The 15,263-nt window shown below is 64.2% G+C and carries 14 protein-coding genes; 4 read left to right on the top strand and 10 right to left on the bottom strand.

The window, feature by feature from the left end:
* Nucleotides 1–49: 49 nt before the first annotated feature.
* Both G6R19_RS00670 and G6R19_RS00665 read left to right on the top strand, forming a co-directional pair.
* Nucleotides 50–481 carry a DUF3592 domain-containing protein gene (locus tag G6R19_RS00670; RefSeq protein ID WP_163161339.1) on the top strand — a complete coding sequence of 144 codons (432 nt, stop codon included), beginning with the start codon at nucleotides 50–52 and terminating at the stop codon, nucleotides 479–481.
* Nucleotides 482–557: 76 nt separating this feature from the next.
* Nucleotides 558–1,049 carry a hypothetical protein gene (locus G6R19_RS00665; protein ID WP_163161337.1) on the top strand — a complete coding sequence of 164 codons (492 nt, stop codon included), beginning with the start codon at nucleotides 558–560 and terminating at the stop codon, nucleotides 1,047–1,049.
* Between the two features lie 2 nt (nucleotides 1,050–1,051).
* On the opposite strand, the gene G6R19_RS20180 is transcribed toward G6R19_RS00665, so the two are convergent.
* The 5 genes from G6R19_RS20180 to G6R19_RS00645 all read right to left on the bottom strand — a co-directional run bounded on the left by G6R19_RS20180 (nucleotide 1,052) and on the right by G6R19_RS00645 (nucleotide 4,535).
* Nucleotides 1,052–1,228 carry a hypothetical protein gene (locus G6R19_RS20180; protein WP_205484179.1) on the bottom strand — a complete coding sequence of 59 codons (177 nt, stop codon included), beginning with the start codon at nucleotides 1,226–1,228 and terminating at the stop codon, nucleotides 1,052–1,054.
* Nucleotides 1,229–1,306: 78 nt separating this feature from the next.
* Complete coding sequence (gene dhaM, locus G6R19_RS00660) at nucleotides 1,307–2,002, bottom strand: dihydroxyacetone kinase phosphoryl donor subunit DhaM (protein ID WP_163161335.1); 696 nt, start codon at nucleotides 2,000–2,002, stop codon at nucleotides 1,307–1,309.
* Complete coding sequence (dhaL, locus tag G6R19_RS00655; protein ID WP_163161333.1) at nucleotides 1,999–2,631, bottom strand: dihydroxyacetone kinase subunit DhaL; 633 nt, start codon at nucleotides 2,629–2,631, stop codon at nucleotides 1,999–2,001. The genes dhaM and dhaL overlap by 4 nt, the downstream gene beginning before the upstream one ends.
* 2 nt (nucleotides 2,632–2,633) lie before the next feature.
* Nucleotides 2,634–3,635: a dihydroxyacetone kinase subunit DhaK gene (gene dhaK / locus G6R19_RS00650; protein ID WP_163161332.1), complete on the bottom strand. Its 1,002-nt coding sequence runs from the start codon at nucleotides 3,633–3,635 to the stop codon at nucleotides 2,634–2,636.
* 330 nt (nucleotides 3,636–3,965) lie between these two features.
* Entirely contained in the window at nucleotides 3,966–4,535 is a 570-nt protein-coding gene (locus G6R19_RS00645) for an amino-acid N-acetyltransferase (RefSeq protein ID WP_240341709.1), read from the bottom strand.
* 426 nt (nucleotides 4,536–4,961) lie between these two features.
* Here G6R19_RS00645 and G6R19_RS00640 point away from each other — a divergent pair, with 426 nt between their 5' ends.
* Complete coding sequence (locus G6R19_RS00640) at nucleotides 4,962–6,425, top strand: amino acid permease (protein WP_205484177.1); 1,464 nt, start codon at nucleotides 4,962–4,964, stop codon at nucleotides 6,423–6,425.
* Nucleotides 6,426–6,738: 313 nt separating this feature from the next.
* On the opposite strand, the gene G6R19_RS00635 is transcribed toward G6R19_RS00640, so the two are convergent.
* The 5 genes from G6R19_RS00635 to lysS all read right to left on the bottom strand — a co-directional run bounded on the left by G6R19_RS00635 (nucleotide 6,739) and on the right by lysS (nucleotide 14,314).
* Entirely contained in the window at nucleotides 6,739–8,862 is a 2,124-nt protein-coding gene (locus G6R19_RS00635) for a prolyl oligopeptidase family serine peptidase (RefSeq protein ID WP_163161330.1), read from the bottom strand.
* Nucleotides 8,863–9,288: 426 nt separating this feature from the next.
* Nucleotides 9,289–11,781, bottom strand: coding sequence for an ATP-dependent Clp protease ATP-binding subunit (locus tag G6R19_RS00630; protein WP_163161328.1), 2,493 nt, complete (start codon nucleotides 11,779–11,781; stop codon nucleotides 9,289–9,291).
* A 342-nt stretch (nucleotides 11,782–12,123) separates the two neighbouring features.
* Nucleotides 12,124–12,462: an Lsr2 family protein gene (locus G6R19_RS00625; RefSeq protein WP_163161326.1), complete on the bottom strand. Its 339-nt coding sequence runs from the start codon at nucleotides 12,460–12,462 to the stop codon at nucleotides 12,124–12,126.
* Nucleotides 12,463–12,593: 131 nt separating this feature from the next.
* Entirely contained in the window at nucleotides 12,594–12,773 is a 180-nt protein-coding gene (locus tag G6R19_RS00620) for a hypothetical protein (RefSeq protein WP_163161324.1), read from the bottom strand.
* A gap of 2 nt (nucleotides 12,774–12,775) precedes the next feature.
* Nucleotides 12,776–14,314 (bottom strand): lysine--tRNA ligase, encoded by a 1,539-nt coding sequence (lysS, locus tag G6R19_RS00615; protein ID WP_163161322.1) that lies wholly within the window; start codon nucleotides 14,312–14,314, stop codon nucleotides 12,776–12,778.
* Nucleotides 14,315–14,382: 68 nt separating this feature from the next.
* Here lysS and G6R19_RS00610 point away from each other — a divergent pair, with 68 nt between their 5' ends.
* Nucleotides 14,383–15,237, top strand: a complete 855-nt coding sequence (locus G6R19_RS00610) for an alpha/beta hydrolase (protein ID WP_163161320.1) — start codon at nucleotides 14,383–14,385, stop codon at nucleotides 15,235–15,237.
* The last annotated feature ends 26 nt before the right edge of the window (nucleotides 15,238–15,263 follow it).

Raw genomic sequence — 15,263 nt, 5'->3', positions numbered from 1 at the left:
CTGGTGGTTGGAATGGCATACTTCTTGGTGACCGGAACCGGGGGAAACCGTGAGAATCATTCTGTACATCATCTGGGCCCTGTTTGTTGTGGCCGCGCTCTTCGCCATCGTCCGGGCGGTCCGCAAAACCAGGCGCCGGGACCAGCTGACGGCAGCGTGGCCAAAGGTTCAGGCAACCGTCACCGGCAGCATCGCGGGGTGGACCAGCGGCGGCGGCGGATCCAGCCGCAGCCGGCGCTTCTTCCCCACTTACCAGTTCACCGATCCCCACGGCACCCTGTTCGCGGGTGAATCCGAAGTATCCTTCGCCGGCAAGCCGGTGCCTGGGTCCTTGATTGAGGTGGCTTACAACCCCACCAACCCCAACGAGTCACTCCAGGTCTCCTCCGCCCCCAAGACAGCAATGGGCTGCCTGATCCCGTTCTTCGCGGTGTTCGCGGTCGCGCTGTTCTGGTTTATCGGCGTCTTCCCGCTGCCCTGAGCGCGGCAGCATAACGATGTCTGCATCACTTCTCCGCTGACGGCGTGGAGGCAGCGACCCGGCCGTACCCTGAAGTATGGGCAAGCCCGGGCTGCTTTTTGCGTTAATGACGACGGCGGGACTCGTCGCTGCGTGCGGCCCCGGCCCTGGCGCGGCCCCGTGCCCGGCCATCGCCCAAGCCACCGCCGTTTCCGTCACGGTTTCAGCCAGCTACGCGCCCCAGATGGCGGCACTGCGCCTTTTGGCCTGCCAGGACGGCGAGTGCACCGAAGGTGACGTGGAACTCCACCCGGGCACCGCGTCGATCGACCAGGGCTGCACCCCGGAAGGCGTGTGCTCCGCCACCGCCTCCCCCGACGGTACGAAATTCGCCAACCTGTTCCTCCAAACCCTCACCGAATCGCCCATGTCGGTAACCGCATCGGCAACGGCCCCGGACGGATCACCCCTGCCTGTGCAGACCCTGGACTTCCGCCCCCGCGGCGACTATCCATTCGGCGAGCAGTGCGGCAGGTTTATCAGCGCATCGGTGCTGCTCGACGCTGCTGGCCTGCATGAACAGTCCTGAAGCTAGAACAGCGCCGGTTGGGTGAAACTCTCCTCCGTTGCAGCCTCGCCCGGGCCTCCCGCGGCCTCTGACTCAGCCCGCCACTCGAAACCCAGCTCTGCGAGGAGTTCCTCAACGGACAGCTGCCCATCCAGCACTTCAATATCCGGGGAGTTGTCTTCAAGGTGGAGCCGTTCCATGGCATCGAGCATATTCGCAGAAAGCCGCTGCGGCGTTGGGAACACACCGCCCGGTCTTCATTCGGATTGTTGAGGCAGCTACGGTTCGCCGAAGCCTGCCTGCACCAGCCCGCCCACGTAGTTCACCGCCCGCTCCGCGTCCGCTCCCCACGCTTCCACGTGCAGCACGGACCCCCTGCCGGCCGCCAGCGTCATGAGCGCCGTCATGGAGGCGCCGTCAACCCCGTTGACCTGCACCTCGGCATCCAGCGACGACAGGCCGCCGGCAATCTTTGCGGCGGGACGTGCATGCATACCGGCTTGGTTGACGAGCTCAAAGTCACCCGTGTAATCGGGACCGGAACCGGTGACAGAGCCTTCCCCGACCTCCTGCAGCGCAGGACTTTCAGCCTGCCGGGCAGGGCCGCCCACAGCTTCCGCCGCCCGTTTCACCGCCTGCACATCCCCGCCGCCCTGTGCAGCCACGGCGGCGGCGACGAGCCCCTCCACCAAGGGCGCGTCCGCCAGCACCAGCTCCGCGGCGTCCTCCGCAAATTCCAGTGCGGATTCTGCCGTCATCACGGCAGAACCAAGATCAGTCAGGATTACCGCTCCGTCACCGCCGGCCACCTTGTCCAGCGCCGCCAGAACCTTCTCCAAACTGGTTCCGATCCTGCCGTCCATGGTGCCGCCCGCCGCCAGCAGAACGACGTCCGGCGCCATCTGCGCGGCAAGCTCCACGGCGCCGTCGGCTATCTTTTCGCTGTGGGAGACCACCACGATGCTGACGGTCACGCAGCCGCCTTCACGGCCGCCCGGAGAATCAGTGCACTGGAAGCGGCGCCGGGATCACGGTGCCCGGCGCTTCGCTCGCCCAGGTAGCTTGCGCGTCCCTTCCGGGCTACCAGGGGATCGGTAGCCACGGCCCCGGCTTCGGCAGCCTCTGCCGCGGCGACCAGAACGCTCAACGCATCCTGACTGCCGTCTGCCGCAGCCATACTTGCTGCCTCTGCCGCCGGCGTCCAGGCATCCACCATGGTTTTGTCCCCTGGCTCCGCTTTTCCCCGGGCCACTATCCCGTCCCGTGCCGCAGCCAAGGCACCGGCCCACGCGGCAGGAGCAATCTCCGCAGAGTCCCCGAGCGAAGTTGCCGCGCGCAGGAACGCCGTCCCGTAGAGCGGACCGGCGGCGCCGCCCACCTTGGACATCAGCGTCATCGCCGTCAACTTCAGCGCGGCGCCCGGCGTTTCCGGCGGGGATTCGGACAGCTTGTCCAGGACAGCCTGGAAGCCACGGTCCATGTTTTCGCCGTGGTCAGAATCCCCGATGGCCCGGTCCAGCTCGATCAGCTCAACCCTGTGCTCAGCCATCGCCTGCGCGCACAGGGTCAGCCACTTTACCGTCCAGTTCACGTCCAAAACCACAACTACACGCCCCAGCGCAGTGCCGCCGTGTGGACCGGAGCGTCCCACAGCTCGGTCAGTTCGTCATCCAGCCGCAGCACTGAGATGGAGCAGCCCTGCATCTCGAGGGCTGTGATGTAGTTCCCCACCAGGGACCGCTCAACGGCGGCTCCCCTGTCCGCGAGCACCTGAGCGGCCCGCCGGTAGACAATGTACAACTCGCTCAAGGGGGTGCCGCCCATTCCGTTTACGAACAGCAGCACCCTGTCCCCGGAACTGATTCCCAGGTCTGCCAGCACCGGCGCCAGCAGGCGGTCCGTAATGCCGTCAGCGTTTTCCATCGGAATACGATGCCTGCCCGGCTCGCCATGGATCCCGATGCCGATCTCGATTTCATCCTCGGCCAGGTCGAAGCTGGGCGAGCCCGCATGGGGAACAGTGCACGCGCTCAGCGCCACGCCCATGGTGCGGACGTTGCTGTTGACGCGTTCGCCGATGGCGGCCACCACATCAAGGCCGTCCCCTCGCTCGGCGGCAGCTCCGGCGATCTTTTCCACCAGCACCGTCCCTCCGACGCCGCGCCGGCCCGCCGTGTACAGCGAATCCTCAACGGCAACATCATCGTTGACAAGGACCGTGCGGACATTAACGCCTTCCGCTTCGGCGAGTTCTGCCGCCGTTTCGAAGTTCAGGACATCACCGGTGTAGTTCTTGACGATATGCACCACGCCGGCGCCCGAGTTCACGGCGTGCGTTGCGGGAAGGATCTGGTCCGGCGTAGGTGAGGTGAACACCGCCCCCGGCACGGCGGCGTCGAGCATTCCCCGCCCCACAAAGCCGGCGTGCAACGGCTCGTGGCCGCTGCCGCCGCCCGAGACGAGGCCTACTTTCCCACTGACAGGCGCGTCCTTGCGCGTGATGAAGGTGGGATCTGCGCTGACGGTGACGAGGTCTGCGTGTGCCTGGCCGAAGCCCTGCACAGATTCGTCAACTACCGCCTTCGGATCGTTGATGAGCTTTTTCATGGGGTACTCCTGGTCTGCTTCCTGGAGGGTGACATTCCCGACCCTACTACCGGGCAGCGCGCCGGCGGTAGGGCTCCCGTCCTGCCGGATACAGAAAAGGGACAGCCCCCAATGACTGTCCCTTTCCCTGGGCCCCCCATCCCGGCCAGAACCAGTTTATCCATCAAATCGAGTAAAAGGAAGTGCTGGTCAGGCCTCTGCCAGCACTACCTGGGCTGTTGTTGTGGCCGCGTCACGCCTATCCCATCCCGCAGCCGGAAGCCAACCTGGCCGCAGCCATGACGTCACCAGGAAAATGCCGTGGGAAAAGAGGATGAGGAGACCCAAAAGTCATTTATGGCGCCGCCCACCAGGACGGGCGTCCCGCAGCCTCGATCGAAAAGGCTTGGGTCGGAGGAACTTGATCATGCGGGTGTTTCCGAGCGTGTTGGGTTTCACCCTCGCGAGGTCCAGGAACTCGGCTACACCTTCGTCATGGGAACGGAGCAGTTCCGAATACACCACGGGATCCACCGCTGACTGGTCTGCCATCACTTCGAAGCCGTGACGCTTGAAGAAGTCCACCTCGAAGGTAAGGCAGAACACGCGGGCAACACCCAGGGCACGCGCCTCCTCAAGCAGGCTCTCCACCAGCACGTGCCCTACGCCCTTCCCCCGCCAGTCCTCGGAAGCGGCCAGGGTCCGGACCTCTGCAAGGTCTTCCCACATCACGTGGAGCGCCCCGCAGCCAATAACTTCGCCATCCGAGGACTCGGCGATCCGGAACTCCTGCAAGCTCTCGTAGTAGGCCACCGTCTCCTTGGCCATCAGGATCCGTTGCTCTGCCAGCGGCGCCACCAGTTTCTTGATGGCGGAAACATCGCCGGTGCGCGCAGGACGGATATGGAAGGAGTCAGTCACAGGGCAATCCTAGTTCGACCGCACCTCTGGTCGCGTCCGCGTTGGCACCACCTTCTGGTTTCGTCCGCTTCGCCACCGGCGCTATTTGCCGCTTGCTGCTCCTCCATCCCCGCTGGCCCCCTAACCTCGCAAGCTCGGTCAGGGAACCCCGCCAGCGTGGGCCCTAAGCAAGCTACACAAATAGCCCCGGTGCCTTCGCTCGGCATACAGGCACAGCTCCCAGCGTGTTTGACCAGCAGTCGTGGTTCGTCATGTGCTCGTCGAGTTGAAGCTTTGCTTATGCTCGGGAGCTGGATTCGGGTGTGACTGCGCAGGGATGTGAGACGTACCGCGGTTGCGTTTGCGCAGGTGGATGCCGACCGAGCAGTGTTTCGGATGTTACCCCCGTCACGCCAATGGGCAACGGCGCCCAACCCCGGAGGAAAAATGGCCATAGGCTCCCCCACGCTCACCGAGAAATCCCTGGAGCAGAATGAGAAACGCGGCCTTCGAAGGTCGATGGAGGCCCGACACCTGGTGATGATCGCGATGGGAGGGGTCATCGGATCAGGCCTGTTCCTCAGCTCGGGTTACACCATTGCGCAGGCAGGGCCGCTGGGCGCAATCATCGCCTACCTCATCGGCGCTGCAGTGGTCTACATGGTGATGGCCTGCCTGGGTGAACTGGCTGTTGCCTATCCGGTTTCCGGCGCCTTTCACATCTACGCCGCGAGGTCGATTGGTCCTGCCACCGGTTTTGCAACAGCATGGCTTTACTGGCTCTGCTGGGCAGTTGCCCTGGGCTCGGAGTTTACGGCCGCGGGCCTTTTGATGCAGCGGTGGTTTCCCGAGGTAGACGTTTGGATCTGGTGCCTTGTTTTTGCGTCCATCCTGTTCGCACTAAATGCGATCTCCTCGCGGGTCTTTGGTGAATCGGAGTTTTGGTTTGCGCTGATAAAGGTCGCTGCCGTGATCGGGCTGATTGTCTTGGGCGGCGCAGCCCTGTTCGGCTTTCATCCTCTTGCTGAAAACGGCTACCCGTTCCTGGGCGAGAACCTCAATACGCCACAGGGCTTGTTTCCCAATGGAATTACCGGAGTGCTCATCACCACGCTTGCTGTTTTTTACGCTTTCTCCGGTTCCGAACTCATTGGGGTAGCTGCGGGTGAAACTGCCAACCCTGCGGTCAATATTCCGAAAGCGATGCGGACTACCGTTATTCGCCTGCTGATTTTCTTCGTTGGCGCCATTACGGTGATTGCCTGCACCGTTCCCTATGAGGAGACCTCGGTGGAGGCAAGCCCCTTTGTCACCGTCTTCTCGCAGCTCGGCATTCCCTATGCCGCCGACGTTATGAATTTCGTCATCATCACCGCCCTTTTGTCGGCCGGAAACTGCGGCCTGTTCTCCTGCGCCCGCATGCTTTTCTCGCTGGCGGACGAGGGACACGCCCCGAAGGCACTCGGGAAGCTGACCAAACGGGGAATTCCCCTCCTCGCCCTCTGCGTCAGCATGCTGGGCGGGCTGGCCTCCCTCATCAGCAGCGTGGTAGCCCCCACCACCGTCTACCTGGTCCTGGTGTCCATCGCCGGCTTTGCCACGGTGGGAGTGTGGATGTCCATCACGGCCTCCCACTTCTTCCACCGCCGTGCTTTCCTGCAGTCAGGAGGCCGCACCGCAAACCTGGCCTACAAAGCACCACTGTTCCCGCTGCTGCCCATCGCGGCATTCATCCTGTGCCTGATCTCCCTGATAGGCATCGGCTTCGACCCCACCCAGGCCACGGCCCTCTACTTCGGAATCCCCTTCGTAGGTGCCTGCTACGCCTACTTCCACTACAAGTACGGCCGCCACAAAAAAGGCCACCCGAAGGGCCAGGACAAGGAACAGGAAACAGTGGACGCGTCCTAGCCCAAATAAGAGTAGGGCTCAGACGCTCCGGCAAGGCTGGGGTTTGTAGAGCGCAGAGCGCGATTCCAGGGCCCAAGGCGGCAAGGGAGCGCGCGTGTCCGGCGTCCTGCGCCGAGCGGACCGCCGGCACGAGGTGAAGGAGGCTGGGAAATATACGTAGCGGGCGCCTTGGCCGGCAAGGTGCCGCACGAGGCGAAGGAGGCTGGGACATTTATGTAGCTTGCGTCAGAGCGACGAAGGAGCAGCAAGCGGTAAATGTCCCAGCCTCCGAGCCGGACTTAGCCAGACGTAGCCAGACCGAGCCCGAAGAGAACTAGAGTCCCAGATCAGCAGGCAAGGGCACATTCTGGTCCAGGACGTTCCGGGCCAGGAAGTGCTCCACGACGCCGTACCAGACCTTGGCGTGCTGCGGCTGGAGGACCCAGTGGTTCTCGTCCGGGAAGTACAGGAACCGGTGCGGTGTCCGGCCATCCTGGTCCGCCGCGAGCTGCGATTTGGACAGCAGTTCGTACCAGAGGCGCAGGCCTTCCCCGATCGGCACGCGGTAGTCCTTGTCGCCATGGATCACCAGCATGGGGGTGCTGATCTTTTCCACGTGAAGATGCGGCGAGTTCTCCAGCGCCATCTCTTCAGTCATTTCCTTCAGCCAGTACTGCGAGGCGTCCGTGGTGGGGCCGAATTGGTCCAGCGCCCAGAGGCTCGCATGGGTCACTATCGCCTTGAACCGGTCCGTCTGCCCCGCAACCCAGTTGGCCATGTAGCCGCCGAAGGAACCGCCCATTGCTGCCGTACGGTCCGCGTCAATATCCGGGCGGCCGACGGCGGCATCAGTTACCGCCATGAGGTCGGTGAACGGGCCTTTGCCCCATTCGCCCCAGCCGCGCTGGATGTAGTTCTGGCCATAACCGGTGGACAGGGCCGGATCGGGCAGGAGCACCGCGTATCCCTTCGCCGTCAGCAGCCAGGGGTTCCAGCGCCAGGTCCAGGCATTCCAGGACCCCAGCGGTCCACCATGGATCCAGAGCAGCATCGGCGCCGGGGAGCCCGCAGATGCGCCCTCAGGCAGCGCAAGGTAGGCCGGGACGCGCGAGCCGTCCGCCGCCGTCGCCGCAATCCGTTCCAGTCTGCCGGGGCGGCTGGGCCGTTCCGCCGGTGCCGGCAACCTGGTGGTCTCACCGGTTTGCAGGTCGATGCGGACTGCCTCCGGCGGGAATTCATAAGAACTGCGCAAGGCGTAAGCGCTGCGCCCCTCAGGCGCAACCACGACGTCGGTGTAGGCCGCCGCGTCCTGGGTCACCCGGGTGACGCTCACTTCAGCGGCAGACGCCGGGACGCTGATCCGGAAAACCGGCGATGCGCCGTCGTCGTCCGCAGTAACCAGGAGGGCGGAACCGTCGGGCAACCAGGCTGCCGGCTTGGCCCAGCGGTCCCAGTCGTGGGCCAGAGGAGTCAGCTGCCCAGCGCCGGATGTTGACGCTTCGGAGACGTCCAGGAGGTGCAGCTTCACCTGGGGTGCCTGGCGTGGAGTGGTGTCACTTTCGCTCACCACCACCAGGGTGTTGCCGTCCGGGCTGACCGGGCCGGGGAAGTAGCTCATGCCCTCGTGGTCCAGGATCACCCTGGTGTTTCCGGAGGCAACGTCGATGGCCATCAAGACGGAACGGCTGTCCGCCTTGGCCAGCGGTTTGGTGTAGCTCGCGTAAATGGTCCGGCCGTCGGGGCTGACGGCAATTTCCGCCTCCCGCACCCGCGGACCTGCATCCGGTGTGAGGTTCCGGAGGATCAACGGCACCGTGGCGTCAACAGTGGCGGGTTTGCCGGGGTCCTTCCCTTTTCCGGGCTCGACGGCGAAGATCCGCGGCTGGCCCGGCCCAAGGTCAGCATCCCAGTAACGCACCGGATACTCGCTGTGCAGGATGGCGGAGACTTTGTTGTCCTTGCGCGACTTCCGCCGCTCGGCGTCGTCATCCTCGTCCGCCGAGCCCGCCAAAACCTCCGCTACAACAAACGTTGCGTCCGCCGCTGCGGCTGTCCTCACAGCACCGACGCCGCCGGGACGGTTCAGCACCACGCGGGCTTCACCGCCGTCGGCGGGAAGGAGCCACAAGGCATTGACGGGGTCGCCTTCGGGGCCGTCGGGGTCGGGCCGGGCTGAGGTGAAGTAGACGTCGCCGTTGGCTGCGAACGCCGCCCCAGCCTCGCCCTTGGCGCTGCGCGTGATGCGGCGCGCCTGCTTCTGCCCTGCAGGATCGAGCTCCCACAGGGCCGTGCCAAATTCGGTTCCCTTGCCGTTGAGGGTGGCCACGGTGGTAACCAGCCGCCGGCCGTCAGGACTCATCGCCAGCCCGCTCACCCGAGGGATAGAGAGGTAATGGTCCAGATCATGGAAAGGGGTCAAAGGTTGCTCGTCCGGGATCGCCGGGTTCAGATTAGCCATGCCCCCGATTCAACCCGACTATGCCCCACATCACAAAGACCCGATGGTGACGCTTACCGTGCCCCTCTTCGACGCCAAGCGCAAATGCTGCGGCGGGGCACCGGGCGGCCGCGGCTGGGGCGCTCCGGCCCCGGCGCCATTTGCCGCTTGCTGCTCCTTCGTCGCTCTGACGCAAGCTACACAAATGACCCCGGCACCTGTGCTTGGTGCCCCGCGCACGAGGTGCCGGGCATCAGGGATTTATGTAGGCGCCGTCAGAGCGACGAAGGAGCAGGCGCCGGGAAATCTCTGATGGCCGGCAACGGACTCAGCCACGGAAAGGCACCAAGCCCCAGGCAGGCACACGGATTCAACCTTTGGGTGGTGCGGGTTAAATGCGGAAGGCCCCGCCTGCTCTGGGAGCTGACGGGGCCTTCGGGTGGTGCTTTAGACGCTCGGGGCGATTTCCGGGATGCGCGGCTTGGCGTTGCCGGCGAACGTGAACTTGGCGTCGTCGCCGTCGCCTTCCACGTCCACTACGACGATGTCGCCGGCGTGGATCTCGCCGAACAGGATCTTCTCGGAGAGCTGGTCCTCGATCTCGCGCTGGATGGTGCGGCGCAGCGGCCGGGCACCCATTGCGGGGTCGTAGCCGCGGGTTGCGAGGAGCACCTTGGCGGCGGGCGTGAGCTCGATGCCCATGTCCTTGTCCTTGAGGCGCTTCTCCAGCCGGGTGACGAAGAGGTCCACGATCTCGATGATCTCGTCCTGGGTGAGCTGCGGGAACACCACAACGTCATCCACACGGTTCAGGAACTCGGGACGGAAGTGCTGCTTGAGCTCTTCAGTGACACGGGCACGCATGCGGTTGTAGCCGGTTTGCGTGTCGGTGCCGGACTGGAAGCCGGTGGCAACGCTCTTGGAGATGTCCCGGGTACCGAGGTTGGTGGTCATGATGATCACGGTGTTCTTGAAGTCCACCACGCGGCCCTGGGAGTCGGTCAGGCGGCCGTCTTCCAGGATCTGCAGGAGCGAGTTGAAGAGGTCCGCGTGGGCCTTTTCCACTTCGTCGAACAGCACCACGGAGAACGGACGACGCCGGACCTTCTCGGTCAGCTGGCCGCCCTCCTCGTAGCCCACGTAGCCCGGAGGGGCACCGAAGAGCCGCGAGACGGTGTGCTTCTCGGAGTACTCGGACATGTCCAGGGTGATGAGGGCGTCCTCTTCACCGAACAGGAACTCCGCGAGTGCCTTGGCGAGCTCGGTCTTGCCGACGCCGGTGGGGCCGGCAAAGATGAACGAGCCGCCGGGACGCTTGGGGTCCTTGAGCCCTGCACGGGTACGGCGGATTGCCTGGGACAGCGCCTTGATGGCTTCGTTCTGGCCCACCACACGCTTGTGCAGTTCGTCTTCCATCTTCAGCAGTCGCGAGGACTCTTCCTCGGTCAGCTTGAACACGGGGATGCCGGTGGAGTTGGCCAGCACCTCGGCGATGAGATCCTCATCAACCTCGGAGATGTCATCCATGCCGCCGGACTTCCAGTGGCGTTCCTTCTCCGCGCGCTCGGTGATCATCTTCTGCTCCTTGTCACGGAGCGAAGCTGCACCTTCGAAGTCCTGCGCGTCAATCGCGGACTCCTTTTCCATCTTCAGCTTGGCGATGCGCTCGTCCATGGCCTTGAGCTCCGGCGGAGCGGTCATGCGGCGGATGCGCAGCCGTGCGCCGGCCTCGTCGATCAGGTCGATCGCCTTGTCCGGCAGGAAGCGGTCCGAGATGTAGCGCTCGGCGAGGCTGGCGGCGGACGCCAGGGCGCCATCGGTAATGGTGACGCGGTGGTGCGCCTCGTAGCGGTCACGCAGGCCCTTGAGGATCTCGATGGCATGCGCCACAGAGGGTTCCTTGACCTGGATCGGCTGGAAGCGGCGCTCGAGGGCGGCATCCTTCTCGATGTGCTTGCGGTACTCGTCCAGCGTGGTGGCACCGATGGTCTGCAGTTCACCGCGGGCCAGCATGGGCTTCAGGATGGACGCAGCATCGATGGCACCTTCGGCGGCACCGGCACCCACGAGGGTATGGATCTCGTCGATGAAGAGGATGATGTCGCCGCGGGTGCGGATTTCCTTGAGGACCTTCTTCAGTCGCTCTTCGAAGTCACCACGGTAACGGGAGCCTGCCACCAGGGAACCGAGGTCCAGGGTGTAGAGCTGCTTGTCCCGAATGGTCTCCGGGACGTCGCCGCGGACGATCGCCTGGGCCAGGCCCTCGACGACGGCCGTCTTACCGACGCCCGGCTCACCGATCAGCACAGGGTTGTTCTTGGTGCGGCGGGAGAGGACCTGCATGACGCGTTCCATCTCCTGCTCGCGACCGATGACCGGGTCCAGCTTGTTCTCGCGGGCAGCCTGGGTCAGGTTGCGGCCGAACTGGTCCAGGACAACAGAGCCGGCCGGGGCACCTTCAGGCTGGCCCGAGCCGACGCCGGCGCCGGTGGTTTCCTTGCCCTGGTAGCCCGAAAGGAGCTGGATGACCTGCTGGCGGACCCGGTTGAGGTCGGCGCCGAGCTTGACCAGCACCTGGGCGGCAACGCCCTCACCCTCGCGGATGAGGCCCAGCAGGATGTGCTCCGTGCCGATGTAGTTGTGGCCCAGCTGGAGGGCTTCGCGCAGCGAGAGCTCCAGCACCTTCTTGGCACGGGGGGTGAAGGGGATATGCCCGGACGGCGCCTGCTGGCCCTGTCCGATAATCTCCTGCACCTGCTCGCGAACGCCGTCGAGCGAAATGCTCAAGGACTCAAGAGCTTTGGCGGCAACGCCCTCACCCTCATGGATCAGACCCAAGAGGATGTGTTCGGTACCGATGTAATTGTGGTTCAGCATGCGTGCCTCTTCTTGGGCAAGCACAACTACGCGACGGGCACGGTCCGTAAATCGCTCAAACATTTCGCCACACTCCTAGCTACGACGTACTTTGATGCTACGTGGCTGACCCAGACTTGTGGAGCGTGTTCGCCACGGGGGAAACCGCGCCGGGAACGGGAATACCGATCAACGCCGCTTTGCAGCACTGCCGTCCCCTTCAGGGAGCAGGTAAAGAGCGCCTTCCAGCGGCCGGATCCGTGGCAGCCACAGGCTTACTCCGGCGTCCTCCACCATGGCCCCGGCCCCAAGCGTCCCTGTCCTGCGGGAGAAATTCGTGCAGAGCCCCGCATTTTAGGTCTGGAAACGGCAAAAGCCCTGCCTCCCGAACCGGGATGCAGGGCTTTTTGCGGACTGGCACCGTAACTAGGAATTGGCCTTTTGGTAGGCTTCCTGGATTTCGGCCTGAATTCGGCCGCGGCTGTTAACGGTATAGCCGTTTTCCCGCGCCCATTGGCGAATCTGTGCTGAATCGTGACTGCGGCCTCCACCGGAGGCTTTGGTCCGGGCAGCCCGGCCGCCGCTGCTGCCGGAAGCCTTACGTGCAGCGCCAATAAACCGTTCCAGTGAGGAGCGGAGTTCAGCGGCATTGGCCGCCGATAGATCAATCTCGTAGTTGACCCCGTCAAGGCCAAACTTAACATTCTCGTCTGCGGATCCCCCATCCAAATCATCAACGAGGATGATGTTTACTTTCTGTGCCATTTAAAGTCTTCCTCTTGGAAAGGGTTCGGTTTTCAGAAAAGCTGGATGTTTCCCTAAAAGTATGACTCTTTTTATGGCAACGCGTCAAAGCGGCAAATGGTTCCTGGGGATAAAAGGGGAAAGCTGAGGGTTTATCTATTCGTTTCCGGATCCTGCCGGTCTGCCGGTGATGCAGCGCGTGCTTCGGCTTCTGCCTGGGCCTGTGCCTCTGCCTGCCGTTCGGATTTGTCCGCATTAAAGATTGACTTCATGGCAAACCAGAAAAGCAGGCCCACCACCAGCGAAGGCAGGAGTACAGCCACGTATTCCATGATTAGTGTCCTTCGGGCTTCAGCAGCGGGAAGAGGATGGTTTCGCGGATGCCGGCACCGGTGAACAGCATCACCAGGCGGTCGATTCCCAGGCCGATACCGCCCATCGGCGGCGCCCCGTACTCCAGGGCGCGCAGGAAGTCTTCGTCCAGCTGCATGGCCTCATCGTCACCGGCGGCTGCATGGCGTGACTGCTCGGTGAGCCGCTCCCGCTGGATGACCGGGTCGATGAGCTCGGAGAAGGCGGTGCCGCGCTCCATGCCACCAATAATCAGGTCCCAGGCCTCGATCAGCCGGCCGTCCTCCCGGTGCGGGCGGGCCAGCGGCTGGGCCGAGGGCGGGTAGTCGTAGACGAAGGTGGGGTTCAGCAGGGTGGGCTCCACGATTTCGCCAAACAGCTCCACGGCCAGCTTCTCGGCGTCCCACTTGGGGTCAACCTTGACTTCGTGCTTTTCGGCGATTTCGCGCAGTACCTCCAGCGAAGTATCCGGCGTGACTTCCTGGCCAACGGCGTCGGACAGGCCCGGGTAGACGGAAACCCAAGCCCAGTCGCCGTCGAGGTTGATTTCCCCTGCTTCGGTCTGGAGGACACGGCCGGCACCCACGGCGTCGGCGGCGTCGAGGATGATCTCCTTGATGCGCTGCGCCATAACGAACTGGTCCGCCCACGCCTCGTAGCACTCAAGGGTGGTGAATTCCGGGCTGTGGGTTGAGTCCACGCCCTCGTTGCGGAACACGCGGCCCATGTCATAGACGCGGTCGATGCCACCCACCACGGCGCGCTTGAGGTACAGCTCGGTGGCGATGCGCAGCGTCATCTTCTGGTCGAAGGCGTTCATGTGCGTCTCGAACGGCCGTGCCAGGGCACCGCCGTGGACCAGGTTCAGGATGGGGGTTTCGACTTCCACGTAGTTGTGGCGGAAGAGTGTCTCGCGGATGGAGCGTGTAATGGCGGCGCGGGTGTACACCATTTCGCGGGCTTCGTCGCGGACCATCAGGTCCACGTAGCGCTGGCGGACGCGCGTTTCCTCGTTCAGCTCCGCGTGGAGTACAGGCAGCGGGCGGAGCGCCTTGGAGGCCATGGACCAGGACTCGGCCATAACAGAGAGCTCGCCGCGGCGGGAGGAGATGACCTCGCCCTTAATGAACACGTGGTCGCCGAGGTCAACCAGCGCCTTCCAGTCGGCGAGCGCTTCCTCGCCAACGTTGGCAAGGCTGAGCATTGCCTGCAGGCGCGTGCCCTTGCCGTCGGTACCGCCCTCCTGGAGGGTTGCGAAGCACAGCTTTCCGGTGTTGCGCACGAACACCACACGGCCGGTGACGCCGACCACGTCGCCGGTGGTGTCGTCCGCCTCGAGGTGGGCGTACTTTTCACGGATCTCGGAGAGCGAATGCGTCCGCTCCACACCCACCGGGTACGCCTCGGCGCCGCGCTCGATCAGTTTGGCGCGCTTCTCCATGCGGATCCGCATCTGCTCGCTGGCGTCGAGCGGCTCAGGGGAGTTCTTGGGCGAGGGGGTGTTTTGGGAAGTCACAATCATCAAGTTTACCGGGAGTTGGGCTGGCCCGGCTTCGCTGGCGGCAGCGGCCTCCCGCCTAGGATGGGGTGGTGAAAGAACAGGTCCTTCCAACGCACGACGGCGGCCGCCTGGCCTTATACAGTTACGGCACCGAGGATGCGCCGGGAGAACGCCGGGTGCTCCTGATCGGCGGCGCGTTCCTGACTGCCCTGATTTACCGGCCGTTTTCGGTCGCGCTGGCCAAGGGCCTGGGTGAGGGCTGGGCCGTGGACGTTTACGACCGCCGTGGGCGGGGAAGCTCCTCCGAGCAGCCGGACGGCTATTCCATGGCCACGGAGATCGCCGACGTCCGTACCGTCCTGGACGCCACCGGTGCACGGAATATCCTTGGCCACAGCCTGGGCGGCTCGGTGGCACTGAACGCCGTGCAGGAGTTCACCGGAACCTCCTACGTTCCGGACAAGCTGGCGGTGTACGACGCCGCCGTCAATATCGACGGCAGCATCGACACCTCCTGGTTGTCCGGCTTCGAAGACGCCGTGGACAGCGGCAAGGTTGGCCACGCCCTCGCGCACATGAAGAAGGCCACGAGCCCCGGGTCGGCGATGGCGAAGATCCCCGAGCCCGTGCTCGCCGGGCTGATGGCCCTGTTGTCCCGGACGAAGGTCAACAGGATGTTCCGCGAAGTGATGCCCAGTGGCGTTGGCGAGCTGCGGGCCGCCTACAAAGAGGCGGACCACGCCAGGGATTTCAGTGTGTTGCCTGCCAACACCCATTTCATGGCCGGCGGCAAGAGCCCCAGCTACTACAAGGCAACGGCTGAGCGGCTGCACGCGGCCGTCCCCGGCAGCACCTACGAGCTCTCCCCCAAGGGTTTCCACGGTTCCATTCCCGCTGCCGTGAACGAACTGGTCTCCGATATCTCCGAATACTTCAAGAGCTAGGCGCGGCCCCCGGCCCCGAGTTTTTG

Origin of the sequence: Arthrobacter sp. Alg241-R88, assembly GCF_900537115.1 — a bacterium.
Taxonomy (GTDB): domain Bacteria; phylum Actinomycetota; class Actinomycetes; order Actinomycetales; family Micrococcaceae; genus Arthrobacter.
The sequence above is the reverse complement of the archived record's forward strand: the minus strand, read 5'-3'. Positions and strand labels throughout refer to the sequence as shown.